A 15234-nucleotide genomic window follows, 5' to 3' on the forward strand; every position below is an offset into this window, starting at 1 on the left:
TTATTCCGTTGCTTTGGCCTGGCGCGCCTGGAGAATACTTTCCAGCTGGTTGAATCGCTCGTCCCACATCTGGCGGAACGGCTCGATGAAGTCGGCTATTTCTCTCATGCCAACCGGGTTCAGGTGGTAGTACATTTCCCGGCCTTTCTGCTCTTGCGTAAGCAGCTCGCACTCGGTCAGGATTTGTAGGTGCTTGGACACGGTGGGCCGGGCCGTGTTGAAGCTGGCGGCTATGGCTCCGGCCGTCAGGGACTGGGCGGCCAAGAGCAGCAGAATGGCCCGGCGGGTGGGGTCGGCAATGGCCTGGAAGGCGTCGCGTCGTAAGTTCATCGTGTAGCTATATGACTACAAGTATACATGTAGGCATTTAACTACACAAGTTTTAATACGAGTTTTTTGTTAGCTGCATTCCTAGGCCCGAAACAGCATCTGGCGCTCTTTAGCTACTGGCCGCGCAATACATTACGTCGGAGCGCAGGACGTATTTCACGCCCTGGGTTACTTCGCGGCCGGCGTGGGAGAGGCTGTGGAGGAAAAGCAGGACCATGCCCTGGCGGGGTTGGATGCGCAGGTCGTGAAAGGTGGTGTCGCCGCCCTGAAAGTTGTCGTTGAGGTAGACCATAAACGTGAGCCGGCTGGCCTCGGTGGCGGAGCGAACGTAGCTGCCGTCGTAGTGGCCGCGGAACTGGTGGCCGCACTGGTAGCGGTAGAAGCGGAACAGCTCGTTGAGGCCGCAGGCATGACCAGCGCCTAGCTGGGCGGGTACGAAGTGGACGACTGGGGCTAGGCTTTGGATTTTCGAAAAAAAAGAGGCCCCGGCAGGGGCCTCTTTTGGCAGATCATGGGCTCAGGCGCCGTCCATGCGCACGATTTTGGGCGTGAACGAGCCCAGCACATCCACCAGCTCCTGCTGGCTTTGCATCACTTGGTGAATGTCCTTGTAGGCCATCGGGGCCTCATCTACTCCCCCACCCTGCAGCACCACGTCGTGGTCTTTCAGGTATTGGCGGACCTGGGCTTCGCCGAGTTCCTGCTTGGCCCGGGTGCGCGACATGAGCCGGCCCGCGCCGTGGGAAGCTGAGCCCAGGGATTCGGGCACGCCCCGACCGCGCACGATAAAGCCGGGGGCCGTCATGGAGCCGGGAATGATGCCCAGCACGCCCTGGCCGGCCGGCGTAGCGCCCTTGCGGTGCACGATTACCTCGCGGCCATCGGCCAGCTGCTCTTTCCAGGCGAAGTTGTGGTGGTTTTCCACTTTGGCCAGGGGCCGCTCCCCCAGGGCCTTGGCCAGGCGGTGGTGAATCTGGTGGTGGCAGGCCGAGGCAAAGTCGCCGGCCAGAGTCATGGCGGCCCAGTATTCCTGGCCCAGCTCCCCATCGAGACCCAGCCAGGCCAGATGCTTAGCTTCATTGGGCAGCTGGCAGTTTTCCATGGCCAGCTTGGTGTAGTGGTTGGCGACGGAAGCACCCAGGCCGCGGGAGCCGGAGTGGGAAAGCAGGCCCACGTACTGCCCCACGGCCAGGCCCATGTCGTTGGTCGGGTCGGTGATATCGACGATACCGAACTCTACGAAGTGGTTGCCGGAGCCGGAGGTGCCGATTTGCTCGGCGGCCGTAGCCTGCTTGTTGCGCAGGAAGGGCACGTCGCGGAACGTGTCGCTGTCCAGCACTTCGTGGCTTAGCTTCTTGCCCCGGTCGAAGCCGGTGCGGTTGCCGAAGCGGGTGTTGTCGAGCAGCAGCTTTTGCAATTCCTGCACCCGCTGGCTGATAAACTTGGGCGGCAGAGCAAACACCGACAAGGCCATACGGCAGCCGATGTCAACGCCCACGGCGTAGGGAATGACGGCATTATCAGTAGCCAGCACGCCCCCAATGGGTAGGCCGTAGCCGTGGTGGGCATCGGGCATCAGGGCCCCGGCGACGGTCACAGGCAGCTTCATGGCCGTGTCCATCTGGTGCAGGGCGCCGGGCTCAATGTGCTCGGCCCCGTAGAGGGCATAAGGCTTGCGGGCTACCAGCTCGATGTGGCGCGACGGGGGCGGCAGCAGGGCAGCGGCCACGTGGCTCCAGTCGAGGTGGGTGGCAAACTCGTGGGGAGCGGCCAGGATATGCTGGAGCAGGGCCAGCTGGTCGGTGAGGGAAATTTTCTTGAGGTGCTTGCGCTGGAGCTGGGCCAGGGCAAGGCCGATGGCGCGGCCTTCGGGGAAGCCAAGCTGCCGAAGGTCGTTGCCGCGTAATTGGTGGGCCATAAGAATGGAGTCCGCAGACGTGAAGTTGAAGAAAAAACGGCTGGCAATGAGGCAGCGGCACCCTCATTTCGGTGCCGCTGCCGGGCCGCGTGTTGAGCGTGAAAAAAGCTGCTCCGACCCGGAGCAACGGGCCGCCCGCGTCGCAGTGGGGTACTTGCGTACTACCCGACGGGACAGGTCGAAGGAGCGCGGACGTACGGCATCCGGGCCGGAAAAGCAGTTTGCCGGGCTTAGGAAACGGGTAACAAGGTGGGTAGTCCGGTGCGTATTTTCAGAACGAAGGAATACTACCCGACGACACCGTTTCCGGCCCGGCTCCTGTAATGGGCAACAAGGCGGGCAGCCTCTCTATTACTGCGCCCTGACCGCTAGGCTACTGCCAGAATTGGCAGGAAGGATTCGAACCTTCGACCTCAGTAACCCTACGAAGTATGGCTGCCCTACGGCACCACGACAGGATGCTGTGTCGTTCGTTGTCAGTTGTCAGTTCGTGCTAACGACTACTCCTGACAACTAACAACAAAAAACTAAACTCGTTGGGGCAACTGGGCGCTCAGCCCGTGATCCTGCTCTAACCAACTGAGCTACCGCCAATCCGAAGAACTGACGAGGAGGATTCGAACCTCCGACCCGGGCATTAAAAGTGCGAAGTAAGGCTAGGCTACGGCACCCAACGAGGTACTAGTGCTATTCTGATTCCGGGGCAACAAGCGGGACGCCCTAACTACTGGTGCGTCTACATTTCGCCACCGGCCGCCTCACGGCCGCCGGGCGGGAGTCGAACCCGCACGCCTTGCGGCTTTCAGTTCGGAACGAAGGATTGCGCCCCTACGGCACCCGAAAAAAGAATAGCTACAACCAACCCCACCGGGGTAAAAAATGAGAAGCGCGTGCTCTACCAGACTGAGCGACTTTCGCCGGCCATTGCTGGCGTCGAAAGTCAGGAGTCGAACCTGTTACCCGATGGAACGCTCCCCGACGACACCCGGCGGGAAATTTACCAAGTGAACTCAACCACAGGCCAGGGCAACAGTCGCCCGCGAATGTTTTCCTACGGCGACCAAAGCGGCCCTAGCGGGATTCGAACCCGTAACCATTCGTTGCCGAACAGCCTGAAAACTACCCACGAAGTAACGCTCGGCTACGGCACCTGGCCGGTGGAAGTATGCACCAAGTAGTCGGAGGCAGGCCCGGCCCGTTTGGCCTGGCATTTAGGCCCCCGACTAGGTTGGCTTTAGATGGTGGAATACATCATGACAGTCAGACGGCTTATGAGGTAAGACCTGCCAGTTCGATTTCAAAGGCCCGCAGCACTTGGTGCGGAGCATTGGGGTCGAAGATGGCAAAGTCGAGGCGGGAGAAACTGTTGCGCCAGCCGGGCTGGGCCAGCGCTTCGGCAAACAGCCGGGCTACCTGGGCCGGGTCGTTGCCGAAGACCCCGCAGCCCCAAGCCCCGAGCACCAGGGCCTCGCAGCCGTGGCGGGCGGCCATGCCCAGCACCTGCCGGATACGCCGGCGCATAGTTGGCGCCAGCTCAGGTAGCAGCTCCGAAGTATTGCGCCGCAGGGCCCCGGCATTCACGGCCGGCGAGGTGATAATGTCGATGCGGTAGGGCTCCGGGAGCCAGCGGCCGGCGTCATCGAGCAACACCGGCACGCCGGGCGAGTAGATGGCGTAGTCGCTGTAGAGGCCGTTGCGGTGGGCGTTGTGCTGGTACATCTCCGGAAACTGCAGCTGGCACGGATACAGCCCCGAGGAGCGGGCCAGGCTTTCTTCCTGGGCCTGGCTGCCGCCCAGAAACCCACCGCCGGGGTTGCGGGCCGAGGCGAAATTGAGCACCCCGACACGGGCAAATTTCTGGCTTAATTCAGCAGCGGCTTCGAGCGTAGTGGCCTGGTAGACCCGTACTTCGGCCGGCGCCTTGTCGGTGAGTCCGGGTTCCTGCCCCACCGCTTCGGCGTCCGCCGGCCGGTAAAGCAGACTGCCTTGCACGGCAGCGTGTTGCCAGGCCCCGATGCTGACTTCGGCTCCTTCCGCGGTGTGGTAGCGGCCGGTTTCGAGAGCGGCGAGGGTGAGGCGGGCCAGTTGTTGACGTTGTTCGCGGTTCATAATGGGGCAGGAATTAGTCGGACTTCCGCAGGGCGGGGAGCAGCGGCCGAATTGCCGCCGCTCCGTACCGCTTTAGGGTCGCAGAGGGTAGTAGTTGTCAGTTGTTCGTTGTCAGTTGTTTTAACCTCTTTCCTAACAACGAACAACGAACAACTAAGAGGGACAGAGAAGCTGAGGGTAATAGGGCTTCCCCCTACAGGTCTATTTTTTCAATTTCGGTTACTGCCGAGCCCCCGTTTTCCAGGGCCTGCAGCACGTCGAATACTTTATCCGACCAGCCGGCAATTAGCGCCACGCCGTGGCCTTCGCGCACTTCGATGGGCGCCGAGCCGTGGCCGGCCAAATCGAAGAGGTAGAGCCGGGCCTGGGGGGCCACCGTGCGGCGGTAGTCTATCCAGGCCTGGGCCAGGGTGCCGCCGTCGCCGGTGCTGTTCCAGAGCTGGCAGTCGGTGAAAATCATCACCTTATCTACCACCTCGCGGTGCTGCAACAGGTCCTTGATGACCAGGTGCCCGTTGGTGCTGTAGCCCACCTCACCTTCGCGGCGGTAGAACTCCTGCACGTTTTGCAGGGTCCGGCCCCGGGGCAGGCTGATGCGCTTCCAGGTGTCGCCGAACATGCCGGTCACTACGTGCCCGCAGCGGCTCTGCAGGAGCATGCCCAGCACCAAGCCCACGTCGTAGAGCAGCACTTTGCTGCGCTGGGACACCGGCTGCTGCATCGAGCCCGACACGTCGCAGGCGACTACCACGCGGGTGTCGGCCGCGAAGCCGCGCAGGTTGACCACGCTGTGGGCAATGGCCGTTTCCAAGGCTTCCAGCACCAACGGTACGTAGCCCGACTTCAAGACCAGCACCTCGCGGTAGGCGGCCAGGAAGCGGAAGGGCAGCTGCTTGGCCCGGGCCACGGCCTGCTCATTGCTTAGCGTAGCGCACACCCGCTCTACCGCCCCAGCCGACACGTCGGCGTCGAGGATGTTGCGCAGGTTGCGCAGCAAGGCCATGTAGCCCAGCTTGCCGCTGCTAATCAGGGTTTCCCAGGTGGCGCGGAATGCCGCGGCTCGTTCTTGCGGCGAAGCAAAGGCCTGCTGGCCCAATGCCGACAGTTCGGTTTCCCAGGTGTAGGGCGTGGGCAGGGTACCGTGCACGAGCTGGTCGAACAAGGCTTGCTGCTCGACGTCCCGGGCCGTGGGGTGCACCAGGAACAGGGCGTCGCGCAGGCGCACCTGCCCGGCCCGGTCATACTTGGCCAGCTGGTAGCCGTCGAACCGGTTGAAACTCAGGGCCAGGCCTTTCTGCACCTGCTTGGAGAGGCGGTTAAGGGTTTTCACCCCTGCCCGCTCGTTGGCTCGGGCGTAGTAAGCCAGCAGTTCGGTGATTTCGTCGGCGCGCTGCACCACCCGGGCCACCAGGCGGCTCACCAGGCTGTCGCCCTGGTGTAGGCGGGCCAGCTCCACGGTCAGGACCAGAGGCACGGTGCGCAGGTAGAGCTGCTCCCGGGCATAGACCGCCAGACGGGCCACAAACTCGGGGTCGTTGCGAGCTACCAGGTCCCGCAAGCGCTGCAAGCGGGTGTCGGCCTTTTCGTAGAACTGGTCGCTCAGGGCAGCCGTGGCTACGGCGGCGTAGAGCTCCAGCTGGGGCGTGAGCGTATAGGCTACCGCGCCTTCGTGGTTGAGGACGGGCTGAGCTTTGCGGAAGGGTAGATTGAAGCGCATGGTAGTGAGATGGTGAGATGGTGAACTAGTGGGCTCACCCGAGGTTTGGCAGTCGGGATTATCAGATGTGCTTAGAGAGACTTAGCTGATTTTCAGCGGCCCAGCGCGTTACCCAGTGCCGCTCGTTGGCGAGCATAGAGCGGTTGTAGCGGCCCCGGGCCTGCACCACGGTGCGGTTGCGGAGCACTTCCAGGGTAATGCTGCGGGCACCGTCCATTTTAAGGGAAAAGATGCCACAGCGCCCCTTCTGACAGGAGTACAGGTAAGAGGCTACGCAATGGTGCAGGGCCCGGCCCTCTTCCACCAACTCCTCGTAAGTGCGAAGCTGGGTGATGCGTACGCGCTGATCTTCGCCGCTGCTAAAGTCGCTGACCAGCAGCGGGCTCCAGGTCGTGGATAGCAGCTCGCCACCGTGGCGCGGGCCCCGGGCCAGCAGGCGGTGCCACTGCTCGGTGTGCAGCAGCACGCTGGCCATGCTGCGGCCCTTCAGCGAAAAGCCCGGCTGGGGCGGCCCGTCGCCGATACCCACGGTGCGTTTCTGCTGAATCCAGTCGCAGACCGGCCCAAAGTGCTGCGGATCGACCATGGATGCGGCGGCAAAGAAGTCGACTACCCCGAGCCAGAAGTCGTCGTCGGACCCTACGGTACGGCTCCATTCGGTTTGCAGCACCGGCCCGAGCCAGTCCAGCGCGCCGCGGGAAGCCAGCTGCCCGTAGCGCAGGGCTTCGATAAAGGTACAGCCGGCCGGGGCCTGCCGCATTTCGTGCTCCTGCTTTTTGGTCAGGGTTCGGGGCAGGCCGGCAAAGCTGCGCAACGACCGGCCGGCACCCAGGTGAATGGTCAGCTCGGCCAGGTTGACGCCGGCGCAGTTCATTTCACCGGTGGCCCAGGCTTCGAGCACCCAGCCGGGCACGTCGCCGTAGCCATCGAAGAGGTGACGCACTAGGCTTTCCAGCTGCCCGTACGCGTTGCGGGTGCGGGGCTGCCAGTCGGCCAGCTCGCGCTGCCGGCTCCAGTAGTACTTGCCGATCAGGCCCAGAGCCGGCACCACTTCGGGGCGGTTCAGCAGGGCGATGCGCTTGTCGGCCAGGGTCAGCAGCACCTGCCGGGTGCGGCGCTGCTCCAGCACGGTGCGGCCCTTGACCCAGTGCCGGTAGCGCAAAGCCAGCGGCGAGTCGGCTTCGACCTGGGCGTACAGCTCCTTAGAGGTGGCGCAGGAAAAAAGAAACTCTATTTGTTGCCCTGCCGACCACTTGCGGCGGTCGGCGTGCCGGGCTAGGGCTACGAGGGCTTGTTGGGTGTCCCGGACTTGGCGGGATACGGGTTTGTGACGGTTAGACATCCGGGTGGATTCCCTGCGCGAGGGATATTACCGATAGAAAAATCAGACGAAGACGTAGCCTGTACAGGAGGCGTAGCGAGCAAGATTCTGAAGCTTTCGTACATGATATTTAGCTTAAAAGTGTGGAAGAAATAAATTCGCGCTTACGCAAATTCAGTTAGCTATTTAATTTAATTGTTTACCAAAAATACATACCTCTTCCAGGTCGCCTGAAATTAGTTTTCAGCGAATACATAGTATGAAAAAGGCCCGAATTCTGGGAGAAGCCGGGCCTTTTTCACGAATCAGTCACGTAGTATTTACCTACGAGAAATGTTCGACAAAAAATCCCGGCCGCAACCCTGCCAGTCCCGGTTACTTGACCGTTTGGGCTGAGGTTGATGTAGGAAGCAATCCTGCGAGAGGTGCATGGCCGAAGGATATAAGGGGTTGAAAAACAAACCGCCCGAACCTTATGGGTTCGGGCGGCGGAAGTATCAGGAGAAAACCTGCTGTTACTCTAGCTATACCGAACCACGGCCGAAGCCTCTGGCTTCATCCGATCTTGCTTGCTGGTGTAGTTAAAGTGGCGGAGCATGGTTTTAGTTGTTTTTCTGTGGTTGAGTGATGCAAATATGAAGGGACTTTTTGTATCCACCAAATTAGTTCGAAAAATAATTTAAATATTTTTCTATTTAGATTAATTCAACCATTCACAGCAGTAGCAAGGCCTTTGCAAAAGCTATTTAATTACCCTATAGCTTGTTTTGAATACTTAAAGCAGATACGGCCTAAATTATCAGAGTATTCTCTTACCTGAATTTGCTAGCCGCATACGTTACCTTGCTTACGACAGGTTACAACTATTACCAAAAAACGGCCGCGACGCATTACGGCTGTATTATCGGCAGATGAAGATTCTATAACCTCTGCGGCTGGCCCCTTACAACCCAACCAGAGCCGGCTACATTTGGCGCAAACTATGCGCCGTGGTTACTGACAACTTACTCGGGCTGCTCGAGCGGATCCGCAACGACGACTACCAGGCTTTCGAACTGTTGTTCGAGGCGCAGTGGCGGGACCTGTACCGCTACGCCCACAAGGTATTGCGCGACGCCCCCGACGCGGAGGACATCACCCAGGAGCTGTTTTGCGACCTGTGGGCCAACCGCGGCCAGCTGCAAGTGCACACCAATGCCCCGGGCTACCTGCTGGGAGCCTTGCGCAAGAAAATTCTGACCCGCTTCCGTGACGCCGACATCCGGGCCCGGCACCACCAGCTGATTGGGAAGGAGCAGGAACCTGGAGCCGAGCTGACGTTCCGGCGCCTGGTCAGCCAGGATACGCTGCGGGCCATTCAGCACCAGGCCCAGGTGCTGCCGCCCCGGGAGAAAGAGGTGTTTTTGCTGGGCATGGTCGATGATTTTTCGGTTAGGGAAATAGCCGAGCGGTTTGCCACCTCCGAGCAGACCGTGCGCAACCAGCTCAACAGCGCCCTGCACAAGCTCTCCCCTTTCCTGACCAAGCTGCTGAGCTAAGCCGGGCCAGTGTTACGTCTTGGTTAAATCAACCAACGGGCATAGTTAGAAGGGCCTTCATCCGCAACTATTGCTGCAGATGGCCATTCGGCCGGTTAGCTACCGGCCCAGCTGCTTGTATGCTCGGCCCCGACTGTCATCCGCAGTCCTGGGCCCAGTCCTCTCTTTCTTGCTTTCGTCCCGGCCTCCCTGTGCGGGGGCTGCTTCCACCGTATGATTCGACCTATCCTGCTTTCCGCGCTGCTCCTGGGCAGTGCCAGTTCTTCGTTTGCCCAAGGCACCGCAAAACCCAAACTACTGGTCGGCATTATGGTCGACCAGATGCGGGCCGACTACCTGCCGCGCTTTGCCGACCAGATGGGTAATGACGGCTTTAAACGGCTGTTGCGCGAGGGTTTTCAGTGCCGCAACACCCATTATAACTACGTACCGACGGTAACGGGCCCCGGCCATTCCTCGGTGTACACCGGCACGACGCCCCGCTACCACGGTGTGGTGGGCAACTCCTGGTACGACCGGCGCCTGCGCCGCGACGTGTACTGCACCGACGACTCGACGGTGCGGCTGGTAGGCACCCCCAAAGGCATGGGCGTATCGGCCCGCAACCAGGTGAGCACCACGCTGGGCGACGAAATGAAGATGGTGTCCAACGGCCGCAGCAAGGTGCTGGCCCTCTCACTGAAAGACCGGGCTTCGGCGCTGCCCGCCGGCCACATGGCCGATGGGGCGTTTTGGTTCGACATGAACACCGGCGACTTTATTTCGAGCACCTACTATATGCCGGCCCTGCCGAAATGGGTGGCGGATTTCAACGCCCAGAAAAAGGCCGACTATTACCGCCAGCAAACCTGGACGCCGCTGCGGGGGCCCGAGGCCTACCTCAACAGCGTGGCTGATTCCAATAGCTTCGAGCGGATTTTCAAGGGCAAAACGGCCGCTACTTTTCCGTATGAGCTAGGCAAGCTGGCGTCCCAGAATCCGCCACCCTACGAGATGGTCAACATCTCGCCATTCGGCAACAACCTGCTCACCGACCTGGCCCTGGCTGCCCTGGCCAATACCGACCTGGGCCGCGACGACGTGCCTGATTTGCTGGCCATCAGCTACTCCAGCCCCGACCCGGTGGGCCACACCTTCGGACCACTTTCCAAGGAAGAAAACGACCTGTACCTGCGCCTGGACCTGGAAATTGCCCGCCTGCTGCAGGCCCTGGACAAAACCGTGGGCAAGGGCAACTACACCATTTTCCTCACGGCCGACCACGGCGCCAGCGAGGTGCCCAGGTACCTGGCCCAGCACCAGGCACCCAGCGGAGCCCAAACCCACGCCACGCTCAACAAAGGCGCCGCCGACTTCCTGACCGAGCAGCTCGGGCCCGGGCAGTGGCTGGAGACCGAGCGCAACAACATGTACTACCTCAACCGGCCGCTCATTGCCAGCCGCAAGCTGGAGCTGGCTCGGGTGCAAAACCTGCTGGCCGACTACCTGCGCAGCCAGCCCGGCATTGCTCAGGTCAATACCACCGCCCAACTGCTGACCAGCAGCACTGGGGCTTTCCTGGAAACCAAGCTCCAGAACGGCCTTTACTACCAGCGCTTCGGCGACGTGCGCTTCGAGCTGGAGCCCGGCTGGACCTGGGAAATGGGCGTGGGCGCCACCCACGGCTCGGGCTACCTTTACGACAGCCACGTGCCGTTGCTCTGGTTTGGGGCCGGCATTACGCCCGGCATCAGCTACGAGTACCACGCCATTACCGACATTGCCCCCACCGCCGCCATGCTGGTCGAAAGCAAATTACCCAGCGCCTGCACCGGTCAGCCCATCGTGGAAGTGCTCAGCACAGGAGCTAATCCGAAGAAGCGGCGCAAGTAGTTCGGCCCGTTCATATTACGCTTTCGTTACATCGGGCCCCGGGGATGGTTACTCCGCCCGGCTTGTGCAACTCTGTTATGAAGCCCTCTGATTCCCCGTTCTACCACTTGCCCGCCCGCCTGCAACGCTACCTTCGGAGCCGTCTTACTTCGCAGCGGCAACAGCAGCGGGAACAATGGCTGGACGACCTGGCAGCTGCTACCCCAGACGATGACGAGCTCATCAACCGGGAGCGGGAGGCTGAGCGGCGGGCCCGGATTCTGGGGGGAATACGGGCCCGCACCCAGCCTTCGGCGCGCGTGCTACCGCTGTGGCCGGTGCTGCGGGTAGCCGCCGTACTGGTGCCGTTGCTGCTGGCCGGTGCCCTGCTCTGGCCCCGGTTGCGGCCGGCCCCATCGATGCTGCGTTACGCTACCGGCGTAGGTCAGCACCGGGAAGTAGTGCTGCCCGACCGCAGCCACGTCTGGCTCCGGCCCGGCTCGGAGTTGACCTGCGCGGCTACATTTGGCACGGTGCGCACCGTGCAGCTGCGCGGCGAGGCTTTCTTCGACGTGACCAAGGACCCTAAGCATCCTTTTGTGGTGCACACGGGAAAGGTAACGGTACAAGTACTGGGCACGTCCTTCCTGGTGAAAGCCTACGCCCCCTTGCCCACCACGATGGTCCTGGTACGCACCGGCCGGGTGCAAGTGGCTCACCAACAGCGCATCCTGGGCGTGCTCCGGCCCTACGACCAGCTTCTCTATAATACCCGTACCCAGCAGCTTACCCGTAGCAAAAACGAATACGCCGACGCCATGCCCACCAGCCGGCTGCTAACCTTCGAGCAGGCCTCTCTGCCCGAAATTCTGCTCTTGCTGGAGAATAACTACCCAATTCACGTCGAACTAGGCCGCGACGCCCCCACCGTGGCCCTGACCGGCACCCTGGACCCGAGCCTGTCGGCCGACCAGATAACGGACGTGCTCAACGTGCTCCTGCAGCGCCACCATCTGCGCATTACCAAACGCTCGGCCTCGACCTACCAGGTACAGTAACCCCGCCCTTCGGCTCCCTCCATTCTACCTTTTTTCAACAGGCTTCCGGCCTGCCGGGCCGCGCCTTGCCCGAACCTTACCACCGTATGATGCACCTTCACTCCGTACACGCCGCCCGCCCCCGCGGCCGCAACCTCTTGCTGGCCAGCACTGTGCTGTTGTCGGCCATCAGTATGCCGCACCTCAGCCAGGCCCAGAAAGCCAGCAGCGAAGTAGCCTACTTCGCCGTGCAATCCGGGCCGCTGACTACCGCCCTGCAGCGCCTGCAGCGCGAGGCTGGCGTCAACATCGTTTACGAGGCTACCGACCTGAAGCAGGCCAAGGTGGAAGCCACCGAGTTTCGCAGCGCCCGGGTCAGCGAGATTCTGCGCCAGCTGCTGCGGGGCCAGGCCCTGAACTTCGAGGAAAAGCAGGGCGTGATTATTCTGCAGCCCAGCGCACCAACGTCGGCCCCCGCTCCTACGCCCAGCCGCCGGGCCGCCCGGGAAATCAAGGGCAAGGTGACCGATGCCAGCAGCGGTACTTCTTTGCCCGGCGTGACGGTGCTGGTAAAAGGCACCACCGTGGGCGCGGTAACCAATGCCGAGGGCTTTTTCAACCTGGAAGTGCCCGAAGACGCCTCCACGCTGGTTTTTTCCTTCGTAGGCTATCTGGCCCAGGAAGTAGCTATTGGCAACCAGGCCAGCATCGACGTGGCCCTGGCCGTGGATACCAAAGTGCTGAATGACGTGGTGGTAATTGGTTACGGCTCGGCCAAAAAAGGCGAGGTAACCAGCTCGATTACCAACGTGAATCCAAGGGAGTTTAACCGCGGCGTGGTGGCGACTCCCGACCAGATTCTGCAGGGCAAGGTAGCCGGCCTGAACATCACCCGCAGCGGCGACCCGAACGCCACGGCCTCGGTGGTGCTGCGTGGGGCCTCGTCTTTGCGCACGGGTCAGGCCCAGGAGCCGTTCTACGTAATTGACGGGGTGCCGGCGGCCAGTATCAACCTGGTGGCGCCCGACGATATCGTGAGTATCGACGTGCTCAAGGACGCCTCGGCTACGGCCATTTACGGGGCCCGGGCCGCCAACGGGGTTATCATTATTACCACCCGCCGGCAGAAGCCCAACGCGGCCGTGAGTTATAGCGGGTACGTGGGCGTGGAGCAGGTTTCCAATACGATAGACATGCTCAGCGGGGACGAGCTGCGGCGCTATTTGGAGGTGAACGGCAAGAGTCTGAGTCCGGCCGACAACGACGAAGGCACCAACACCGACTGGCAGAAAGAGGTGATGCGCACCGGCCTCAGCCACAACCACACCATCAGCTACGGCGGGGGCTCGGAGAAGTCGGCCTTCAACGCCAGCGTCAACTACTTCAAGCGCGAGGGCGTGATGAAGACCTCCGACAGTGAGCGGCTCATCGGCAAAATCAACCTCGACCAGAAAACCCTCAAGGACAAGCTCCAGCTGCGCTTTACGCTGACCAACTCCCTGCTCAAGCAGCATTTGATTTCGGACCTGGTGTACCGCAACATGTTCACGCATTTGCCCACTACCAACATCCAAAACCCCGACGGCACCTATAAGGAAAACCTGACCCGCACCCAGTACTACAACCCGGTGGCCTTGCTGGAGCAAAACAGCGAGGAGCGCAAAATCAACACCCTGCTGGGCAACGCCAGCGCCCAGCTCAGCATTCTGCCCAACCTGACCAACACGCTCAGCCTCTCGATGCAGAATGAGTCGGTGAAGGGCGGGGCCTACCAGGGGCGGGAGTCGCCGGTGCCGAACAGCAACAACGTAACCGGCCTGGCGGCCAAGGGCCTGGCCCGGCGCTACAGCGTGGACAATACCCGCAAAATCCTGGAGAACTTCCTGACCTACAACCCGCTCAACAACGATACGCACGACCTGAAGGTGCTGGTGGGCTACTCCTGGCAGGAAGACAAAAACGGCGACGGGTTTCAGACTGATACCCGGGGCTTCGTGTCGGACCAGCTGGGCTACAACAACCTGAGCCTGGGCAACCCCGGCGGCGTGACGCCCACCTACGACGCAGCCATTGCCGGCTACAGCCTGGGCATCAGCACGCTGCGTTTGATTTCGGTCTACGCCCGCCTGAACTACGGCCTGCTGGACCGCTACTTCCTGCAAGTGTCGGTGCGGCGCGACGGGTCCTCGGCCTTCGGGGTGAACAACCGCTGGGGCACGTTTCCGGCCGCTTCCCTGGCCTGGAACCTGGCCGGAGAAAATTTCCTGGCCGGCAACGCTAAGCTCAATGAGCTCAAGCTGCGCGTGGGCTACGGCGTAACCGGCAATTCCCTGGGTTTTGACCCGCTGATTGCCACCCAGCGCTACAGCAGCGTGGGCACCTTCTACTACAACGGCTCCTTTATCAAGGCCATCGGCCCGACCCAGAACCCCAACCCGGATTTGAAGTGGGAATCGACGGCCATGCTGAATGTGGGGCTGGACTTTGGGCTGTTCAACAACCGGCTCAGCGGCACGGTGGAATACTACGACAAGCGCACCTCGGACCTGATCTGGAACTACCCGGTGTCGACCACGCAGTATTTCGTGAATACGCTCTACGCCAACGTGGGCGAAATCAGCAACAAGGGTCTGGAGCTGACCCTGAACGCCACGCCGGTACAAACCCGGGACTTTCAGTGGAACCTGACGGGCACCTTGGCCCACAACGTGAATAAGGTGGAAAAGCTGGCCAACGAGCAGTTCCGCCTCGACCAAGTATACACGGCCTACCCCGGCGGCTCGGGGCAGAGCGGCATTTCGACCCAGGTGGTGAAAACGGGCTACCCCATCGGGCAATTCTTCCTGCCCGAATACGCCGGGCGCGACGAAAACGGCCTCTCCCTTTTCTACAAGGCCGACGGCACCACCACCGGCTCCCCCGCCCTGGCCGACTACCGCTACCAGGGCAACGCCCAGCCCAAGCTGCTCTACGGCCTGAGCAACACGGTGAGCTGGAAGAACCTGGATCTGAACTTCTTTCTGCGCGGGGTGCAGGGCAACAAGATCCTGAACGCCACGCTGGCCAACCTCAACATCCCGGCCCAGTCGACGGCCAACAACCTGCCGGCTTTTTCCCTGGATGAGCCCTACGCCGACAACCGCGCCAATTATTACTCCAACCGCTACCTCGAAGACGGCTCCTACCTGCGCCTCGACAACGTGACGCTGGGATACAATCTGCCCCTGAAGAGCGAGTACGTGAAGCGGGCCCGCGTGTATCTGAGCAGCCAGAACCTGCTGACCATTACCAAATACCGCGGCATCGACCCGGAAATGAACCTGGGCGGCCTCACCCCCGGCCTCGACAACAACAACTTCTACCCCAAAACCCGCTCCTACGTGCTGGGCGTGAACCTGGACTTTTAAGGTCTA

At 61.4% G+C, this 15234-nt stretch carries 11 protein-coding genes; 5 read left to right on the forward strand and 6 right to left on the reverse strand.

The window, feature by feature from the left end; translation table 11 throughout:
• The 3 genes from MUN80_RS21215 to MUN80_RS21225 form a co-directional block, all read right to left on the reverse strand.
• Window positions 1-330 carry an ArsR/SmtB family transcription factor gene (locus tag MUN80_RS21215; RefSeq protein WP_244716075.1) on the reverse strand — a complete coding sequence of 110 codons (330 nt, stop codon included), beginning with the start codon at window positions 328-330 and terminating at the stop codon, window positions 1-3.
• Window positions 331-439: 109 nt separating this feature from the next.
• Complete coding sequence (locus MUN80_RS21220) at window positions 440-838, reverse strand: 2OG-Fe(II) oxygenase (RefSeq protein WP_311136297.1); 399 nt, start codon at window positions 836-838, stop codon at window positions 440-442.
• Window positions 839-847: 9 nt separating this feature from the next.
• On the reverse strand, window positions 848-2248 hold the full coding sequence (locus MUN80_RS21225) for an RtcB family protein (protein WP_244716077.1): 1401 nt from the start codon (window positions 2246-2248) through the stop codon (window positions 848-850).
• An 890-nt stretch (window positions 2249-3138) separates the two neighbouring features.
• Between MUN80_RS21225 and MUN80_RS21230 the strand changes: the two genes are divergently transcribed.
• Window positions 3139-3426, forward strand: a complete 288-nt coding sequence (locus tag MUN80_RS21230) for a hypothetical protein (RefSeq protein ID WP_244716079.1) — start codon at window positions 3139-3141, stop codon at window positions 3424-3426.
• Between the two features lie 91 nt (window positions 3427-3517).
• On the opposite strand, the gene MUN80_RS21235 is transcribed toward MUN80_RS21230, so the two are convergent.
• The 3 genes from MUN80_RS21235 to MUN80_RS21245 all read right to left on the reverse strand — a co-directional run bounded on the left by MUN80_RS21235 (window position 3518) and on the right by MUN80_RS21245 (window position 7416).
• Window positions 3518-4357, reverse strand: coding sequence for a TIGR02452 family protein (locus tag MUN80_RS21235; RefSeq protein ID WP_244716081.1), 840 nt, complete (start codon window positions 4355-4357; stop codon window positions 3518-3520).
• Between the two features lie 193 nt (window positions 4358-4550).
• The gene (locus tag MUN80_RS21240) at window positions 4551-6074 is read right to left on the reverse strand and encodes a TROVE domain-containing protein (protein ID WP_244716083.1); all 1524 of its coding nucleotides are present in this window, start codon (window positions 6072-6074) and stop codon (window positions 4551-4553) included.
• Window positions 6075-6135: 61 nt separating this feature from the next.
• Window positions 6136-7416: a PcfJ domain-containing protein gene (locus MUN80_RS21245; protein ID WP_244716085.1), complete on the reverse strand. Its 1281-nt coding sequence runs from the start codon at window positions 7414-7416 to the stop codon at window positions 6136-6138.
• A gap of 968 nt (window positions 7417-8384) precedes the next feature.
• Between MUN80_RS21245 and MUN80_RS21250 the strand changes: the two genes are divergently transcribed.
• The 4 genes from MUN80_RS21250 to MUN80_RS21265 all read left to right on the forward strand — a co-directional run bounded on the left by MUN80_RS21250 (window position 8385) and on the right by MUN80_RS21265 (window position 15228).
• Window positions 8385-8933, forward strand: a complete 549-nt coding sequence (locus tag MUN80_RS21250) for an RNA polymerase sigma factor (protein ID WP_244716087.1) — start codon at window positions 8385-8387, stop codon at window positions 8931-8933.
• A gap of 213 nt (window positions 8934-9146) precedes the next feature.
• Complete coding sequence (locus MUN80_RS21255) at window positions 9147-10805, forward strand: alkaline phosphatase family protein (RefSeq protein ID WP_244716089.1); 1659 nt, start codon at window positions 9147-9149, stop codon at window positions 10803-10805.
• 77 nt (window positions 10806-10882) lie between these two features.
• Window positions 10883-11842, forward strand: coding sequence for a FecR family protein (locus tag MUN80_RS21260; protein ID WP_244716091.1), 960 nt, complete (start codon window positions 10883-10885; stop codon window positions 11840-11842).
• Between the two features lie 86 nt (window positions 11843-11928).
• Window positions 11929-15228, forward strand: coding sequence for a SusC/RagA family TonB-linked outer membrane protein (locus tag MUN80_RS21265; RefSeq protein ID WP_244716093.1), 3300 nt, complete (start codon window positions 11929-11931; stop codon window positions 15226-15228).
• Window positions 15229-15234: the final 6 nt, after the last annotated feature.

It is taken from the genome of Hymenobacter cellulosivorans, from assembly GCF_022919135.1.
In the GTDB taxonomy this organism is placed as follows: domain Bacteria; phylum Bacteroidota; class Bacteroidia; order Cytophagales; family Hymenobacteraceae; genus Hymenobacter; species Hymenobacter cellulosivorans.

What these genes read in the sequence shown, in the direction of transcription:
- MUN80_RS21215 (WP_244716075.1), bottom strand. Translation starts at nt 330, where the DNA reads ATGAACTTACGACGCGACGCCTTCCAGGCCATTGCCGACCCCACCCGC.
- MUN80_RS21225 (WP_244716077.1), bottom strand. Translation starts at nt 2,248, where the DNA reads ATGGCCCACCAATTACGCGGCAACGACCTTCGGCAGCTTGGCTTCCCC.
- MUN80_RS21235 (WP_244716081.1), bottom strand. Translation starts at nt 4,357, where the DNA reads ATGAACCGCGAACAACGTCAACAACTGGCCCGCCTCACCCTCGCCGCT.
- MUN80_RS21240 (WP_244716083.1), bottom strand. Translation starts at nt 6,074, where the DNA reads ATGCGCTTCAATCTACCCTTCCGCAAAGCTCAGCCCGTCCTCAACCAC.
- MUN80_RS21245 (WP_244716085.1), bottom strand. Translation starts at nt 7,416, where the DNA reads ATGTCTAACCGTCACAAACCCGTATCCCGCCAAGTCCGGGACACCCAA.
- MUN80_RS21255 (WP_244716089.1), top strand. Translation starts at nt 9,147, where the DNA reads ATGATTCGACCTATCCTGCTTTCCGCGCTGCTCCTGGGCAGTGCCAGT.
- MUN80_RS21260 (WP_244716091.1), top strand. Translation starts at nt 10,883, where the DNA reads ATGAAGCCCTCTGATTCCCCGTTCTACCACTTGCCCGCCCGCCTGCAA.
- MUN80_RS21265 (WP_244716093.1), top strand. Translation starts at nt 11,929, where the DNA reads ATGATGCACCTTCACTCCGTACACGCCGCCCGCCCCCGCGGCCGCAAC.